Source organism: Dysgonomonas sp. Shenzhen-Wh21 (genome assembly GCF_043392705.1).
Lineage (GTDB): Bacteria > Bacteroidota > Bacteroidia > Bacteroidales > Dysgonomonadaceae > Dysgonomonas.
On record NZ_JAIXHZ010000209.1, the window covers coordinates 1 to 15,387 of the forward strand.

At 34.2% G+C, this 15,387-nt stretch carries 13 protein-coding genes and 1 pseudogene; 12 read left to right on the forward strand and 2 right to left on the reverse strand.

Going from position 1 to position 15,387, the window contains the following annotated elements:
• Nucleotides 1-126: 126 nt before the first annotated feature.
• From LDB17_RS14155 to mobA, 4 genes and pseudogenes are all read left to right on the forward strand, one after another.
• A pseudogene (locus LDB17_RS14155) lies at nucleotides 127-522 on the forward strand (site-specific integrase); the annotation flags it as partial.
• Between the two features lie 35 nt (nucleotides 523-557).
• On the forward strand, nucleotides 558-974 hold the full coding sequence (locus LDB17_RS14160) for a transcriptional regulator (protein ID WP_006801079.1): 417 nt from the start codon (nucleotides 558-560) through the stop codon (nucleotides 972-974).
• Nucleotide 975: 1 nt separating this feature from the next.
• Nucleotides 976-1,476, forward strand: a complete 501-nt coding sequence (locus tag LDB17_RS14165; protein WP_006801080.1) for an ORF6N domain-containing protein — start codon at nucleotides 976-978, stop codon at nucleotides 1,474-1,476.
• An 806-nt stretch (nucleotides 1,477-2,282) separates the two neighbouring features.
• Nucleotides 2,283-2,726, forward strand: coding sequence for a conjugal transfer protein MobA (mobA, locus tag LDB17_RS14170; RefSeq protein ID WP_393925103.1), 444 nt, complete (start codon nucleotides 2,283-2,285; stop codon nucleotides 2,724-2,726).
• Nucleotides 2,727-2,771: 45 nt separating this feature from the next.
• On the opposite strand, the gene LDB17_RS14175 is transcribed toward mobA, so the two are convergent.
• The gene (locus LDB17_RS14175) at nucleotides 2,772-3,368 is read right to left on the reverse strand and encodes a master DNA invertase Mpi family serine-type recombinase (protein WP_252638433.1); all 597 of its coding nucleotides are present in this window, start codon (nucleotides 3,366-3,368) and stop codon (nucleotides 2,772-2,774) included.
• Between the two features lie 148 nt (nucleotides 3,369-3,516).
• Between LDB17_RS14175 and LDB17_RS14180 the strand changes: the two genes are divergently transcribed.
• Nucleotides 3,517-4,335 carry a TaqI-like C-terminal specificity domain-containing protein gene (locus LDB17_RS14180; RefSeq protein WP_393925104.1) on the forward strand — a complete coding sequence of 273 codons (819 nt, stop codon included), beginning with the start codon at nucleotides 3,517-3,519 and terminating at the stop codon, nucleotides 4,333-4,335.
• Here LDB17_RS14180 and LDB17_RS14185 read toward each other — a convergent pair.
• Nucleotides 4,319-8,026, reverse strand: a complete 3,708-nt coding sequence (locus LDB17_RS14185) for an Eco57I restriction-modification methylase domain-containing protein (protein ID WP_252638435.1) — start codon at nucleotides 8,024-8,026, stop codon at nucleotides 4,319-4,321. The genes LDB17_RS14180 and LDB17_RS14185 overlap by 17 nt on opposite strands.
• Before the next feature lie 182 nt (nucleotides 8,027-8,208).
• Here LDB17_RS14185 and LDB17_RS14190 point away from each other — a divergent pair, with 182 nt between their 5' ends.
• From LDB17_RS14190 to LDB17_RS14220, 7 genes are all read left to right on the forward strand, one after another.
• Nucleotides 8,209-8,634, forward strand: a complete 426-nt coding sequence (locus LDB17_RS14190) for a Fur family transcriptional regulator (RefSeq protein ID WP_006801086.1) — start codon at nucleotides 8,209-8,211, stop codon at nucleotides 8,632-8,634.
• A gap of 127 nt (nucleotides 8,635-8,761) precedes the next feature.
• Entirely contained in the window at nucleotides 8,762-9,079 is a 318-nt protein-coding gene (locus LDB17_RS14195; protein ID WP_006801087.1) for a DUF6660 family protein, read from the forward strand.
• An 84-nt stretch (nucleotides 9,080-9,163) separates the two neighbouring features.
• Complete coding sequence (locus LDB17_RS14200; protein WP_083820982.1) at nucleotides 9,164-12,283, forward strand: efflux RND transporter permease subunit; 3,120 nt, start codon at nucleotides 9,164-9,166, stop codon at nucleotides 12,281-12,283.
• The gene (locus tag LDB17_RS14205; protein ID WP_006801089.1) at nucleotides 12,280-13,533 is read left to right on the forward strand and encodes a TolC family protein; all 1,254 of its coding nucleotides are present in this window, start codon (nucleotides 12,280-12,282) and stop codon (nucleotides 13,531-13,533) included. The genes LDB17_RS14200 and LDB17_RS14205 overlap by 4 nt, the downstream gene beginning before the upstream one ends.
• A 9-nt stretch (nucleotides 13,534-13,542) precedes the next feature.
• Nucleotides 13,543-14,739 (forward strand): efflux RND transporter periplasmic adaptor subunit, encoded by a 1,197-nt coding sequence (locus tag LDB17_RS14210; RefSeq protein WP_006801090.1) that lies wholly within the window; start codon nucleotides 13,543-13,545, stop codon nucleotides 14,737-14,739.
• A 30-nt stretch (nucleotides 14,740-14,769) separates the two neighbouring features.
• Entirely contained in the window at nucleotides 14,770-15,111 is a 342-nt protein-coding gene (locus tag LDB17_RS14215; protein WP_006801091.1) for a P-II family nitrogen regulator, read from the forward strand.
• Nucleotides 15,112-15,137: 26 nt separating this feature from the next.
• Nucleotides 15,138-15,362 (forward strand): winged helix-turn-helix domain-containing protein, encoded by a 225-nt coding sequence (locus tag LDB17_RS14220; protein ID WP_006801092.1) that lies wholly within the window; start codon nucleotides 15,138-15,140, stop codon nucleotides 15,360-15,362.
• Nucleotides 15,363-15,387 lie beyond the last annotated feature (25 nt).

Below are 15,387 nucleotides of genomic sequence, written 5' to 3' on the forward strand. Positions count from 1 at the left end.
CCTGTTGGGTTACATTCCAGCAGGGGACATTTTTATTTTGGCGTAAGGGGTTAAACGTATTTTGGAAAAGAGGGTCAATTTAGACTGGCAAAAGGGGGCAATTAACACTGGATTTTCCAAAAGCCATGGATTATGACTAAACGAGCAAAAACAGATACCATCGTGACTGTTCCATTACTTGATGTCCCTTTAGCAATAATTGAGAAATATAGAGGTAAGCAAGATGACAAAGTATTACCGACATTAAGCAATCAAAAGATGAATTCATACTTGAAAGAAATCGGTACTGTGTGCGGGATTGAGAAACGATTAAGCTTCCACCTAGCACGTCACACATTTGCGAGTACAACCACTTTAGCTAAAGGTGTTTCTATTGAAGCTGTGTCTAAAATGCTAGGGCACACGAATATTCGTACAACTCAAATTTATGCGCGAGTTACCGAAAACCTGATAAGTAACGAAATGAACACACTTTCGACCAAATTGAAAGCCAATAATATTCAATTATCAAAAGCTAAATAAATATAGAGGAATATAAAACCATCAAAAATAATCATATGGAAACAGGATATATAAAATTCACAGATATAGATACCAACAAACCGACCATTGAAGTGAAAATCGTTGATGGTACAGTTTGGATGACAGTAAACGAGATTGCTAATTTGTTTGGGGTATATTCCCCAACAATAAGTAAACATCTCAAAAATATTTTCAAGTATAATTTATTGAGAGAAAGTGATGTTACGAAAGAATATAGATATACGAAAGATGGCGGAGAGTATATTCGTACATATTACAACCTTGAAACAATTATATTTTTGAGTTTTCATATTCAATCACTTTATACCAACTGTTTTCGAAAATGGGTCTTGAATGCTTTTCAGGAATATCGTCAAAAACAGAAAAGCCATGAAGTTATTGTGATATTCAATACAAGTACAAAACAACATTCACTTAAAACATTGAATTAATATGGAATTAGAAGTAATACAGAATCGAATATATGAAATAAGGGGATATAAAGTTATCCTTGATAAGGATTTAGCTGAACTATATGAAGTAACAACTAGCAACTTGAATAAGGCTGTAAAACGGAATCTTGATCGTTTTCCCGAAGATTTTATGTTCCAATTGAATAATAAAGAATTTGACTTGATATTCCAAAATGGAACATCAAGTTGGGGAGGAACAAGAAAGCTACCTTATGCTTTTACAGAACATGGAATTGCAATGTTAGCAGGATTATTAAATAGTCAGAAAGCAATTTCTGTTAATATCCAAATAGTCAGAGCTTTTATTATGCTTCGTCAATATGCTTTGGGGTATGCTGAGCTAAATCAAAAATTAGAAAACTTCATGTTAGAAACGAATCTGCAATTCAATGATATTTACCAAGCATTAACAGAATTAGCCAGTCAGAAGGGACAAGATACAAAATCAAGGAAAAGGGTTGGTTATGTAAGAGATGAATAGACATTATAGTTTCGACTTAATTAATGGGGTAAAAGTATTCTTTTACCCTTTTTTATGCCGTCACTTTTTATCATCTGATAACAAAGGTCTATTTCAAGAATAAAACGCCAATATCAAGCCTTTCAGGTTTTATCGGCAATCTCCACCCGTTGGGTAGTATTCCCTCAAAAATATGGTCTATTTTATTCTTTTCACAGGGAAGGTGTTTATCAGTTGAAAAAAGAAATAATATTCAATGAAGTTGTAGATATATACTTCATTCAGCCACTCACCCATTACTGAACTATAATATTCAACCTGTAATTTATTTGTTCCTTTCTTGATGAGTTATGTCTTGACCTCATGACTTAGTGAAGTCATTCATTCATGAAGCCATGAAGTCAGTATTTATTGGTTGGGTATCAGTCAAGAGCTAACTTATTCACTACATACTTCATAGCTGAAGTAAATACATCAATAATTAGTGAATATTTTAATGAATAAATCCAGTTATGAATTCACAAAAAGGGATGTCAGGATAGCCAAGAAAATTAACTGTCATCCAATGACATCTGCTGTCACCATTTGTCTGAAAACCTCATCATAACCTTTCAATTAACAGACGCTACCTTTGTCGTGTAATGATAATCTCTCAAATAAACTTTAAGGCAATCCATCGGAGGATGGATTTTGGTATTCGTCAGAATACAGCAAGGTATGTTTTGAAGCACTTGAAATAAATTTCCGTGCTTCAAAACCCTTGCCCTTTCAGGGAGAGAAAATCACTCCGAAGTCGTAATTTTTATTTATTAAATCTTTATGTAGTTATGAAAACAAATAATCTTTCTGAAAGAAGAAAAGGAGGGCGGAATCCGAAGAATGATCCTGCAATACATCGTTATGTTATCTATTTGAATAACGTTGACAACGCACGTTTTCTCGCTTTATATGACAAGTCATGTATGAGTGTTAAGGCTCATTTTATTACTTCTTGCATATTTAATAAGCCAATAAAGGTTGTGAAAATCGACAAAGCTGTACAAGATTATTACATGAGGTTAACTACTTTCTTCGGACAATTTAGAATAGTTGGTACGAACTATAACCAAATAGTCAAAGCCCTAAAGTCGAATTTTTCCGAGAAAAAGGCCTTGGCTTTTCTTTATAAACTGGAAAAACAAACCATCGAAATGGTTGTTCTTCAGAAAAAAATTATGGAATTAACTGAGGAATTTGAGAAAAAGTATGGATCTATGTGGTTACAGAAGTAAATAGCATTTTCAATTTAGGTATTATTATTCAATTAAAAAAAGTCTTTATAGTTGGTTATCCTTGAGAAATGCACTAACAGTTAAGCGATGAACGCCGAGAATACGGCTGATGGCACTTTTGGAAACTTTCTTATCTAATAGATTTTTTATCTCAATTTCCTTTCCTGTCAATTTTTTCACTTTTGATTTACTTCCTTTGGGACGACCAAGGATAACACCTTCAGCACGTTTTCGAGCTAATGCCTCTTTGGTACGTTGGGATATAAGGTTACGTTCAATTTCGGCTGAGAGACCAAAAGCAAAGGCTAGAACTTTAGAATTAATATCACTTCCCAAGCGGTAATTATCTTTGATTGTCCAAACCTGAATATCACGGTTCATACATTCTTTAAGAACACCCATAATCATAAGAAGATTTCTACCGAGTCGAGACAATTCGGAGCATATAAGAATATCATCTTTTCTCATTCTCTTTAATAGCTTACCCAACTTCCTGTCCTGTACACTTTTTGCTCCGGAAATTGTTTCTTCGATCCATTTGTCAATTACCATTACATTTTTCTCACAAAATTGGTTGATTTCAAAACGCTGGTTTTCGACTGTTTGCCTGTCTGTGCTTACACGAATGTATCCATAAATCATCTGCTGTTTGTTTAAATTAAATATATATAAAATTAAAAACGCTGGAAAAAAGTATAATTATATAGTATAATAAAAATATACTATTTTTGCTGTTTTTATTAGACAGAATAGTGTTAATTGTGAGTTTGGAGTAGAAAGCTGGGTAATTTTGAGTTCTCTTGAACAGAGTATAAGGTCTAAGATAGAGTTAGTTGGAACACCTTTGAAGGATTGGGATATCGATATTTATCGAGGTGTTTTAACTGGATATAACGAAGCGTTTATAATTGACAGCGAAACGAAAGAAAAATTAATCAAAGAGGATTCAAAATCTGCTGAAATTATACGACCGTTACTCAGAGGTAGAGATATTAAGAGGTATGGATATCAATTCGCTGATCTATATCTAATTACGACATTTCCAAGTCTAAAGATAAATATAGATCAATATCCTGCTGTAAAACAACATCTTATGGACTTTGGATATGATAGATTAAAACAGACAGGAGAAACAGGATCAAGAAAAAAGACTAATAATCAATGGTTTGAGACGCAGGATAGTATAAGTTATTGGGAGGATTTTTATAAACAAAAAATTATATGGAAGATTATTGGAAATCAAATGGCTTTTTCTATTGATTCCAATGAGTATGTTGTGAATAATGCCTGTTATATATTGACAGGATCATACCTAGAATATCTACTGTCTGTTTTGAACTCTAATGTAATAAAATGGTATAGCTATATTACCAACATGAACAAGACAGGAGTTGGAGATGTTCAAGTTGGTGGTCAAAATGTCAATCTATTTCCAATCCCATTATTATCTGATTTTGAGCAAGAGCCATTCATTAAGTTAGTAGAAGAAATGCTAATAAAAAAAGAAAAGAATGAGAATACAACAGTCCTTGAAACTATAATAGACAATCTTATATATGCAATGTATGGACTATCTGAAGAAGAAATACAATTTATAAGTTCTCAATAAATTCAACTTCTTCTTGAGATAACTTGTATAGTTGGCATATATACTTATCTAATTTTTCTATTTCATCAATAGAATGAGTTTCAATTATATTATCTATCATTTGTTCTACATGTATTTGTTCTAATTCTGTAGGCATTTTGACCGATAATTTTTCTAATGTATATTTTTTCCATCGATTTGTTCCTACTCCTGTTGTTGTTCCGATCTGATTAAAGACCCACTCTCCAAGCCTTGAGTTTAGCATAGCTAGTATATATTTCAATTTATCCCCTACCATTAAAAAAGACGTGGCTTCAGGAAAGAAAGCTTCATTATCTAATGCAAATTTAGATTTATCTGAAATCTCTCCCCATATAATTTTTTGTTTATAAAAATCCTCGATATAAGCACAGTTCCGTAGATTATATGGAGTATAACCTTTGTCTTGACGTTTCTCGAGCTCAGGGTAAAATTTATCTAAATGTTTCTTTACAGCAGGATAATCCTCTACATCTATGGCTTTTATATTCTTTTCCTTCACTCCATTATGAGTATTTATTAACCACAAATTGGCAAACTCGTACCCATAACGTTTTATATCCCTGCCACGTAAAATAGGTCTTATAATTTCGGCACTTTTGGGATCTTCTTTAATCAGCTCTTCTCGTTTTTGACCATCAATAACAAAAGCCTCATTAAAACCTGTTTTTACTCCATAATTGATTTGTATATCTCTCCAGTCTTTTAATGGTACCCCAATTGCTTCAACCTTCATTTTAATAGACTGTTCCACAGGAGATAGTATAATCCAACTGTCATTTGATTTGAACTCACAATTAACACTATTCTGTCTAATAAAAACGCTCAAATCTTTTATACCTTCCTTTTTGACAATACAAGCCTCTGTTTGTTGTCGGTTTTTATCCTTCTGGAACATTAAAATATTCACATCCACAGTGGCTTCATCAAATACATTAATACCTGCAAAGTCCACTAATAATACAGGATTTGTCTGCTCCACAAAATATCTGCGCATACTTTCTCCATATCCTGCACGCATCCATTTATTAGACGTAATGAATGATAAAAAGCAGTTTTTTCGAAGAATATTATTTCCTAATTCGTAGAACAAGCAATAGATATCTCCTGTACGTTCAAAGGTTTCAAATTCCATTTTTTGATAGATATCTGTTATCTCTCCCATCGACTGAAGCTGAATGTACGGTGGGTTGCCAATGATAGCGTCAAAACCAATAAAATCACCATCCTCATTTAATACTTCTGGAAATTCAATACGCCATTCAAATGCATTTTGAAATATTTTATTATTTTTGATTTCTTCAATAATAGCAGAATATTTTCCAACAGCATTTTGAGCTAAATCTATTTTCTTTTGTAAAGCTTTTTTTTCTTTGGGTGTTCGCTCAAATAAATCTGGTGCTGTTAAATCGGATAATTCTTTTTTTGCTTTAAACAAGGATTTACTATTCTTATCGTTTTTGCTAATTTCAGTTTTTAGATTAGTTTTAATCTCTTTAATAAATTGTTCTAAACGTTTTTTATCTTGCTTATTGTGGGCATTCCTATAATTATTAACAGCCTCTTTATATTCTAAAATCGATATATTCAGCCCTCGAAGAATCGGTTTTAAATTTTCGTCTAAGCCGAAACGACTAATTAATGAATTTCCACATTTGATATTAATATCAATATTAGGTAGAGTTTCTAATCTATTGGTCTTAGTTATGTAATAGGTATGTTTCAAAAGTTCGATCCATAGACGAAGTTGACAGATCTTTACAGAATTTGGATTAAGGTCAACACCAAATAGGCAGTTTTCAATTATGGTTTGCTTCTCATGAAATAATGTTTCTTGTACACGCTGACTCTCGTGATGGTGAGGGTTGTACTTGAATATACCATATTCATTATCGCTGACTATCAACTCATCATTCTCTACACTAATCTTATAGCCTCTTAATAATTTCCCTTCTCTATCCGTAAGAATACCGAGTTCTGATTTTAAATAGATCATTTCATTTAGACTTGAAACTAAAAAATGACCTGATCCGACAGCTGGATCACACAACCGAATAGAATTGAATATCTCATTCGCTTCTTTTATATCTGAGATTTTATTATGTAGATCTATGATTGTTTTGCATTCCCAACCTTTAGTCTCATTAAATTTTTGTATAACAGTGCGAGTTATAGTATCCCTACACATAAACATAGTAACAAAGCTTGGAGTAAAGAAAGAGCCATCTTTGTATCCGTTTATTTTTTCAAAGATCAATCCAAGAACAGACGCTGATATCAATGCTTTATCTTCCTCTTGTATATCTTCTGAACTTTCACTGCTAAAATCATAGGCATCAAGAAATTTCAATAAGTATTCTAAAGGAGTAAGCCTCTTATCAACTTGTCCTTTAATCTTCAATACAGATTTAGAGTATAATTCTATTTTTGCTTTATCTTGAAGTCCGCTAATCGCAATAGTATAACCCTCTAATTCCGTTGGTTCGAAAAGAGAGCTATTCAGATATGGAACATGAGAGAATTTTTCTTTTAAATTTCCATCTCGCCGCTCGTCTTCTTTGCGAGCTAATATTTGAAAGAATAAACTATTTAAATCATCATACCCTTCAATTTTATCAGTTGAAAGAAAAGAATATTTTTTATTCCCGTCGTGATATTTAATAATTTGAGCTTCTAGCAATTTTAAAAACAGGACTCGATTGACCCACGTAATGCTTAAGTCTAGAGCTACATTATATAATTGGTCCTCATAGGTGTTTCCATATTGTTTTATGTTAGATAGCATAGATAATTTATCCATCGCATCTAATTCGTTTATCGCATTTTCAATAATTGAACCATTATCCCTTTTTCCTTGAGACTTTCGAACAATAAATTTTTGAGACTTTTCTTTGACCTCTTCTAAGCCAAGTATATGTAAAAGCTCTGCATAAAACTCTTTGTTTAACTCATTATAATCTTTAGCAAAGGATAGTTTGAGTAAATGAATCGGAGATAAAAACTTATAAAGAGCAATTAGTTTTCTATCGTCCTCCTTATCCTTATTACGCATAATTTTATCATAATCCCTAATATCAAAATGAGTATATGGGATTTGATCTTTCACTTTCTCTATTTGAGGCGATGCGATCTCCTTGTAAAAGTGGTTTGTAGATGAATCATCCGAACGTTTATTTTGGAATTGTTCAAATAAGTCTACAAATTTCTTATCATCATAGAATAGTTTTTTGAAGTCTTGAGCATCAAAAATAAACCACTCGTTGATATTCGTAATAATTAAATATCGTAGTTCTAGATTCTTGTTTGCCTTACGTTCTCTGAGATAATAAAGAACCAATTCTTGAAATGCTTTAGCATTGAGGTTTTCTTTGCTGATCATTTCACTCTTGTTAGTTGGCTTCTTTACTTCTATCAAGACGCCAACAGGTGATTTAGTATCTTTCTCGTTATGAATAACTAAATCTGTTCTACCATATGTATTAATATAGTGATTGTTTTTATAGTAAACGGAATTTAGGAAATCTATAATTAGGTTTTTATGAAACTCCTCCGATTCAGTATCGTTTATTTTATCCAACAGAGAAATAAACTCTTGTTTAAACAATTCTATTTCTTTGCGATCCGGTTTTTGTTTTAAAAATGCTGGATTTAAAGCTTGTTTAGGAGTTTTCATAATATTGTATGATATATAGATACGTTTTTATTAAACACAAAAATATAACATATAAAATGTAAAGTATCCTTTTTGTTTAGAAATATGTAATGAGAGCATGTGAAGAATAAAGCCAGAAAGAGGAGGAGTTTTTTCAATAAAAGATATAACTTTATAAACTCTATATTATAAAATACTGCATTATGAACAGTCTTTTTGTAAATTTATTAGAAGAGCGGGATATAAAACCAACAGCTATTCGCATACTGGTACTAAAAGCTATGCTTGAATTTGACAGAGCATTTAGTTTGTCAGATTTAGAATCTCAACTTGACACGATAGATAAATCTACAATATCAAGAGCAATACATTTATTTCATGAGCATCAATTAATACATAGCTTCGATGATGGCTCAGGTTCTGTTAAGTATTCTGTATGTAGTCGAGATTGCCATTGCAGCATTGAAGATATGCACGCTCATTTTTATTGTAATTATTGCAAAAAGGCATTTTGCCTGGATAATATATCTATTCCCGGATTTCAATTATCACCCGTTATGCAAATAGAAAGTGTAAATCTTGTAATTAAAGGATATTGCGGCCAGTGTAATAAGCTCATTAATTCATGATATTTGTTATCTACAATCCTTTTTTCAATAAATATACAAACTTAAAACCTTTCTTTAACAAATAATAGAAGTCTGCAACTGAGTTGCATAAATTTATTTTTATATTTGTAGCATAAAGAAAAACAAAATGAGACCATTTGTCTTTATAATAAGTATTTATTTTCTGTGTCTTGCCTTGCTTCCATGCAATTGCAATATACAGACTATAGATTCTTTACAAGATAAGACAGAACAAGTTTCAACAGCTCATAGTGAAAGCGATACTGCTCAGGAAATATGTACTCCGTTTTGCGCATGTTCCAGCTTTCACAATCCCAATTTTATAGCAAAAAATAGCTTTGACCTGCGAAATATAGATAGTACTCCGGTCAAGAAGATTGCTATTTATAATGAAAACCAAACTTCATCTCATCTGGATAGTCTTTGGAGACCCCCTAAGGCTTAAAATATAACATTCTTGTATCCAATTTGATACGTCTAAAGGTAGATGTATCGTACAATCCTATTGTTATATTTTAATATTCAAATTATGTTTCAAAAACTGATTAAATTCTCGATAGAGAATAAATTGGTAATTGGAGTCATGACTGTAGCCCTCATTATTTGGGGGACTTATTCCCTGTCTCAATTACCATTCGACTCTACCCCTGATATCACCAATAATCAGGTGCAGGTCATTACTCAGGCTCCATCCTTAGGAGCACAGGAAGTGGAGCAGTTTATTACTACTCCCTTAGAAATGGCTTTAGCCAATATTCCCAAAGTTATAGAAAGAAGAAGTATCAGCCGAAGTGGCTTATCCGTTATAACCATTGTATTTAAAGAAGATGCTGACATTTATTGGGCACGTCAGCAGGTAGACCAGCAACTAAAAGAAGCGGAGGAAGTTATTCCTCAAGGAGTAGGTAAGATTAGTTTAGCTCCTATATCTACCGGATTAGGAGAGATCTATCACTATACAATACGGGCAAAAGAAGGCTATGAGGATAAATACAGTATATCTGACTTGCGTACCATGCAGGATTGGATCGTTAGAAAGCAACTCTCAGGCACAGAAGGTGTAGCAGAGATAAGTGGCTGGGGAGGTTTTGTAAAACAATACGAGATAGCCATTAATGCGGATAAACTCAATGCTGTAAATATAACAATCCCTGAATTGTATACTGCACTTGAAAACAATAACGAAAATACAGGAGGGAGCTACATTGAACAATACAGTAATCAGTATTTCATACGAGGGTTAGGTATTGTCAAGTCTTTGGAAGATATAGAAAAAATACCGATTAAAACAGTCAATGGTACTCCTATCCTTGTTCGGGATGTAGCAAAAGTACAGTATGGAAATGCAACACGCTATGGTGCTGTAACCCGAAATGGAGACGGAGAAGTTGTTGCAGGTATTACCCTGATGTTGAAGGGTGAAAACTTTCAAGAGGTAATAAAAAATGTAAAAGAGCGTATGGCTCAGGTACAAAAGAGCTTACCGGAGGGAGTCATTATTGAGCCGTTTATTGACAGGACACAATTGGTAGACAGAGTAACGAATACTATTACCAAAAACCTGATAGAGGGAGGATTGATCGTTATCTTCATTCTTGTACTTTTCTTAGGGAATTACAGAGCCGGATTGGTAGTAGCTTCCGTAATACCACTATCTATGCTGTTTGCATTTGGTATGATGCGTGTGTTTGGTGTAAGTGGAAACCTGATGAGCCTCGGAGCTATCGACTTCGGATTGATTGTGGATGGGGCGGTCATCATTGTCGAGGCCGTCTGTCATCATATAGGAGTCATGAAAGACCGATATAAAGGGAGGTTGCTGACACAGGCAGAAATGGATCAGGAAGTATTTGATTCAGCTTCTAAAATAAGGAATAGTGCCGCATTTGGAGAAATCATTATCATGATTGTTTATATTCCACTTTTCACTTTGGTCGGTATAGAAGGTAAGATGTTCAAGCCAATGGCTATGACAGTGTTCTTTGCCATATTGGGTGCATTTATTCTATCTCTAACTTATGTGCCTATGGCAAGTGCGTTGTTTTTAAGTAAGAAAACTGAGCACAAGCGGAATATCTCAGATAAGCTAATGGATAAGCTTAACAATTTCTATCGTCCTATTATAACCAAAAGCTTGAATTGGAGCAAAACTCTAATCATAAGTATGGTTGCACTGTTTGCAGTCAGTGTATTCATGTTTAATAGAATGGGTGGCGAATTTATACCTAATCTCGAAGAAGGCGACTTTGCGGCAGAAATAAGTATGGCTCAGGGAACATCCTTGTCACAGATGATTAAAAGCTGTTCTCAAGCTGAAAAAATACTCAAAGAACAGTTTCCTGAAGTAAAACAAGCCGTAAGCCGTATTGGTAGTGCCGAAATTCCAACTGATCCGATGCCTATTGAACGAGCGGATATGATGATTGCTTTAATTCCTAAAAAAGAATGGACATCAGCCAAAACCAAAGAGGAGCTGATGGAGAAGATGGAAAAAGCTATCGGAGAGATACCCGGATTAGGAGTGGAAATGACACAGCCGATACAGATGCGAACCAATGAGTTAGTGACAGGTATTAAACAGGATGTAGCCATTAAAATTTATGGGAATGACCTGGAAGTACTTAGCTCATCAGCCAATAAGATAGCCTCTTTGATAAAAAAAGTAGATGGAGTAAGTGATCCGTTTGTTGAAAAAGTTACCGGATTACCACAGGTTCAGGTTACTTATAATCGAGATCAATTAGCGAAATATGGTATATCAGTCAAAGATGCCAATATGGTACTTAAAACAGCATTTGCCGGAAATGAGGCTGGATATGTGTTTGAGGAAGACCGTAGATTTGATTTAGTATTAAGAATGGATAATGATCTGAGAAATAATATCTCTTCATTAGAAAATCTATATCTGCCCCTTTCATCAGGAGGAACAATCCCTCTTTCTCAAGTGGCTGAAATTAAATATGAAGATGCACCTGCACAGGTAACACGCGAAAATGGAGAGAGACGAATTTATGTCGGATTTAATGTCAGAGGACGTGATGTCCAAAGCACTGTGTTTGATATTCAGAATATATTAGACAAAGAATTCAAACTACCGGCAGGATATTATTATACATACGGAGGACAATTTCAAAATCTGAAAGAAGCAAAAGACAGATTGATGGTTGCCGTTCCATTAGCATTGTTATTAATACTCTTTCTTCTATATGCCACATTGAAAAGTGTAAAAGAGTCCTTGTTTGTATTCTCTGCCATACCACTTTCGGCTATTGGAGGTATCTGGGCTCTATGGTTACGTGACATGCCTTTCAGTATTTCGGCAGGTGTCGGGTTTATAGCTCTGTTCGGTGTTGCGGTATTAAATGGCATTGTTCTGATTGGGCAATTCAACATATTTGAAAAAGAAGGGATGACAAACATTCGTGAGAGAGTAATCGAAGGGTGTATGCTGCGCCTTCGTCCGGTAATTATGACTGCGCTTGTCGCATCATTAGGATTCTTACCAATGGCTTTATCTACAGGCGATGGAGCCGAAGTGCAAAGGCCTCTCGCAACAGTGGTAATAGGAGGATTATTAACTGCAACGGCTCTAACATTGGTTGTGTTACCTTCTATCTATAAAACATTTACTAAAAATAAACAGGAATGAAAACAAAAATAATAATATCGACTATTGTATTCATAACAATGACTGTTGTTTTAGCTCCGTCTTTATTTGGGCAAAATACAACAAAATCATTGGAGGAATGCATTCAATCGGCAATAGATAACAACCTGACCATGAAGTCGGGTCGTATCTCAATTGAAAGAGCAAAAGACTTGCAAGGCACAGCTTTTAATATTGATAAAACAAGCTTTTCGTTAAGTCAGGACCCAACATCAGGAGGAAGCCCTGATAATAGCATATCATTAAGCCAAAGTTTTGAGTTCCCTACAGTGTATGGTTCTCGCAGAGGCTTATTGAAAGCCGAAACGAATCTGGAACGAAGTAATTTGGACGTTACACGCAATGAACTTGTAAAAGAAATATCAGCAACATATTATCAATTGCTTTATGCAAAGGAAAATATCAAAATATTACAGGAACAGGACCGTATTTATGGTAAATTCTTATTCCTCGCCAATGCAAAGTTGAAATCAGGGGAAACAGGACGTTTGGAACAGATGAATGCTGAACGACTCTATAATGAAAACAGAATTGAGTTACAAAAGGCTGAAAAGAATTATCAGAGCATACAACTAATCTTACAACGCTGGATGAATACGGATGAGGCAGTCGAACCTGTTGAGCCGACTCTGACTGTTTTGGATGCAGTCTATCCTTTTAATGATTTCAATCCGGAGCAAACACCACTTGGAGAGGTTTATGCTAATAAAAAGATCATAAGCGAAAAGAACCTCAGTGTGATTAAACAAGGATATCTGCCCAGTTTCAATTTTGCATTGAAAAACCAGTTTCTTATAAAAGGTTTTAACCCGTATGATTTACAAAGAGAACGTTTTGACAAAGGTAATTTCATGGGATTTGAAGTAGGAATAAGTGTTCCTCTATTTTTTGGAGAACAAAGAGCCAAAACAAAAGCTGCTAAAAGAGAAGTCGAAATAGCAAGGGTTCAGCAGGAAGAGGTTATGCTTACTATGCGTAAGAATTATCAGACTTATCTGAATGAATATACCAAGGCTAAAAATGCTTTGGACTATTATTCACTTCGTGGCAGCAAACAAGCAGAAGATATAACACGGATATCACAGGTTTCATATGAAAAAGGAGAAATAGATTATGTCGAGTATATCCAGAATTTAAAGACCGCAGTAGAGATACATTTGCTATATGCAAATGCTATCAATGACTACAATCAAACAATCATTATGTTAAACTACCTGCAAGGAAATAAATAACAAAAAATTATGAAAACAATATATATAGCGATAATTGCTTTGTCTCTTATATTTTTAGGGTCATGTGGACAGAAGCCTAAAAATGAGGCTGAAAAAGAAAAAGAAGGTACAGAAGAATCTCATGGTGGCGAATCGGTAGAAGTAGAGCTAACCGAATCACAAATGAAAGCTGTGGATATTCAACTTGGCAAAATTGAACAGAGAGACTTAAATAGTATTATTCGAGTAAATGGCGAAATGGCCTTGGATCCACAGAAAAAAGCGGAGGTAACCTCTTTGTTAGGAGGGATCATCAAACAGGTAATGGTGATTGAAGGTCGAGCCGTGAGTGCCGGACAAGCTGTAGCCTATCTCGAAAATACGGAAATAGTGGAGTTGCAAAAGAATTATCTGACAACTAAAAAAGAGGCATTGATTGCCGATCAAGAATACAGAAGACAAAAAGATTTATCCACTCAAGGTGCAGGGGTTGAAAAAACTTTGCAGCAGGCAACAGCTAATTACGAGATAACTAAAGCGCAGCTAACAGGTTTGGAAAAGCAGCTAAGACAATTATCCATTAGCCCCGAACAGGTTTCTTCAGGTAATATGGTTACTCAAATTCCGATAAAAACGCCTATTTCAGGAACTGTCAGCAAAATCAATATCAGTACCGGAAGTTATGTCGATATGCAAACACCACTAATGAGTATTACCGATAATGCAGGTATACACTGCGATGTTAAAGTCTTTGAAAAAGATATTAATATGGTAAGAATCGGACAGGAAGTGGATATTACCCTCACCAACCAACCCGGTGTTAATCTGAAAGGTGAGATTTATGAAATCAACAAGTCTTTCGAAGGGGATACCAAGGCAATTATCGTTCATGCAAATATAAAAGGTAAGACAGATATCAAATTGATTCCGGGTATGTATGTTACCGGATTGATTAATGTTGGAAAACAAAAAACTGATGCTGTACCCAATGATGCCATTATCAGCAATGAAGGAAAGAAATACATATTTGTGTTAGAGAAAGAAGCTAATGAAGAAGGTGTAAAAACTTATCATTTTGAAAGGATTGAGGTATTGACAGGTATAAGCGAACTAGGATATACACAGATAACTCCGGTAAATAAACTGGAAGAGGGTGTGACTATCGTTAAAGCTAATGCATTTTATTTAGCATCTATGAGTACAGATCATGGTGAACATGGTCATTAATCTTTTTGAAACATTAAATAATAAAATCACATGAAAGAGATAAAAGCTTTTATTAAACCGTTTAAGGTTAATGATATTCTAAGAGAACTACTTTATGCAGGATTTCCAAATCTTACTGTTTCAATGGCTGAAGGCACAGGGCATTTAAAAAGTGAAGATGCTTCTTTATCCATGAATTTTGCACTTACCAATAGTAAAGTTGCGAAGATTGAGATAGTGTGTAACAATGATGATGTGGATAAAATAATTACGATAATATCAACATATGGTAAAACAGGTAATTCAGGAGACGGTATAATCTATGTCTCTGATGTTGAAAGAGCAATCAGAGTCAGAACCGGATTGCCTGATGACAGGTGGCTTCTTGATTAGTTATTAATTTTTAAAATAGAGTCAAGATGTTGAAAAATGATATTGGAATAAATGCCGGAGTAATATGGCAATTATTGTCTAATGAAGGAGCATTATCCGTAAGACAAATAGGGGAATTGACCGGATATAATGATAAAAACATATGTTTGGCATTAGGATGGTTATCTCGAGAGAATAAGATCCAGTTCATTTACAAAAATGAAATACTCTATCTTGAGTTGAATAGCTCTACGAGTGAAATGTATTATTAAATACTTATAGCAATGAATACAGAGA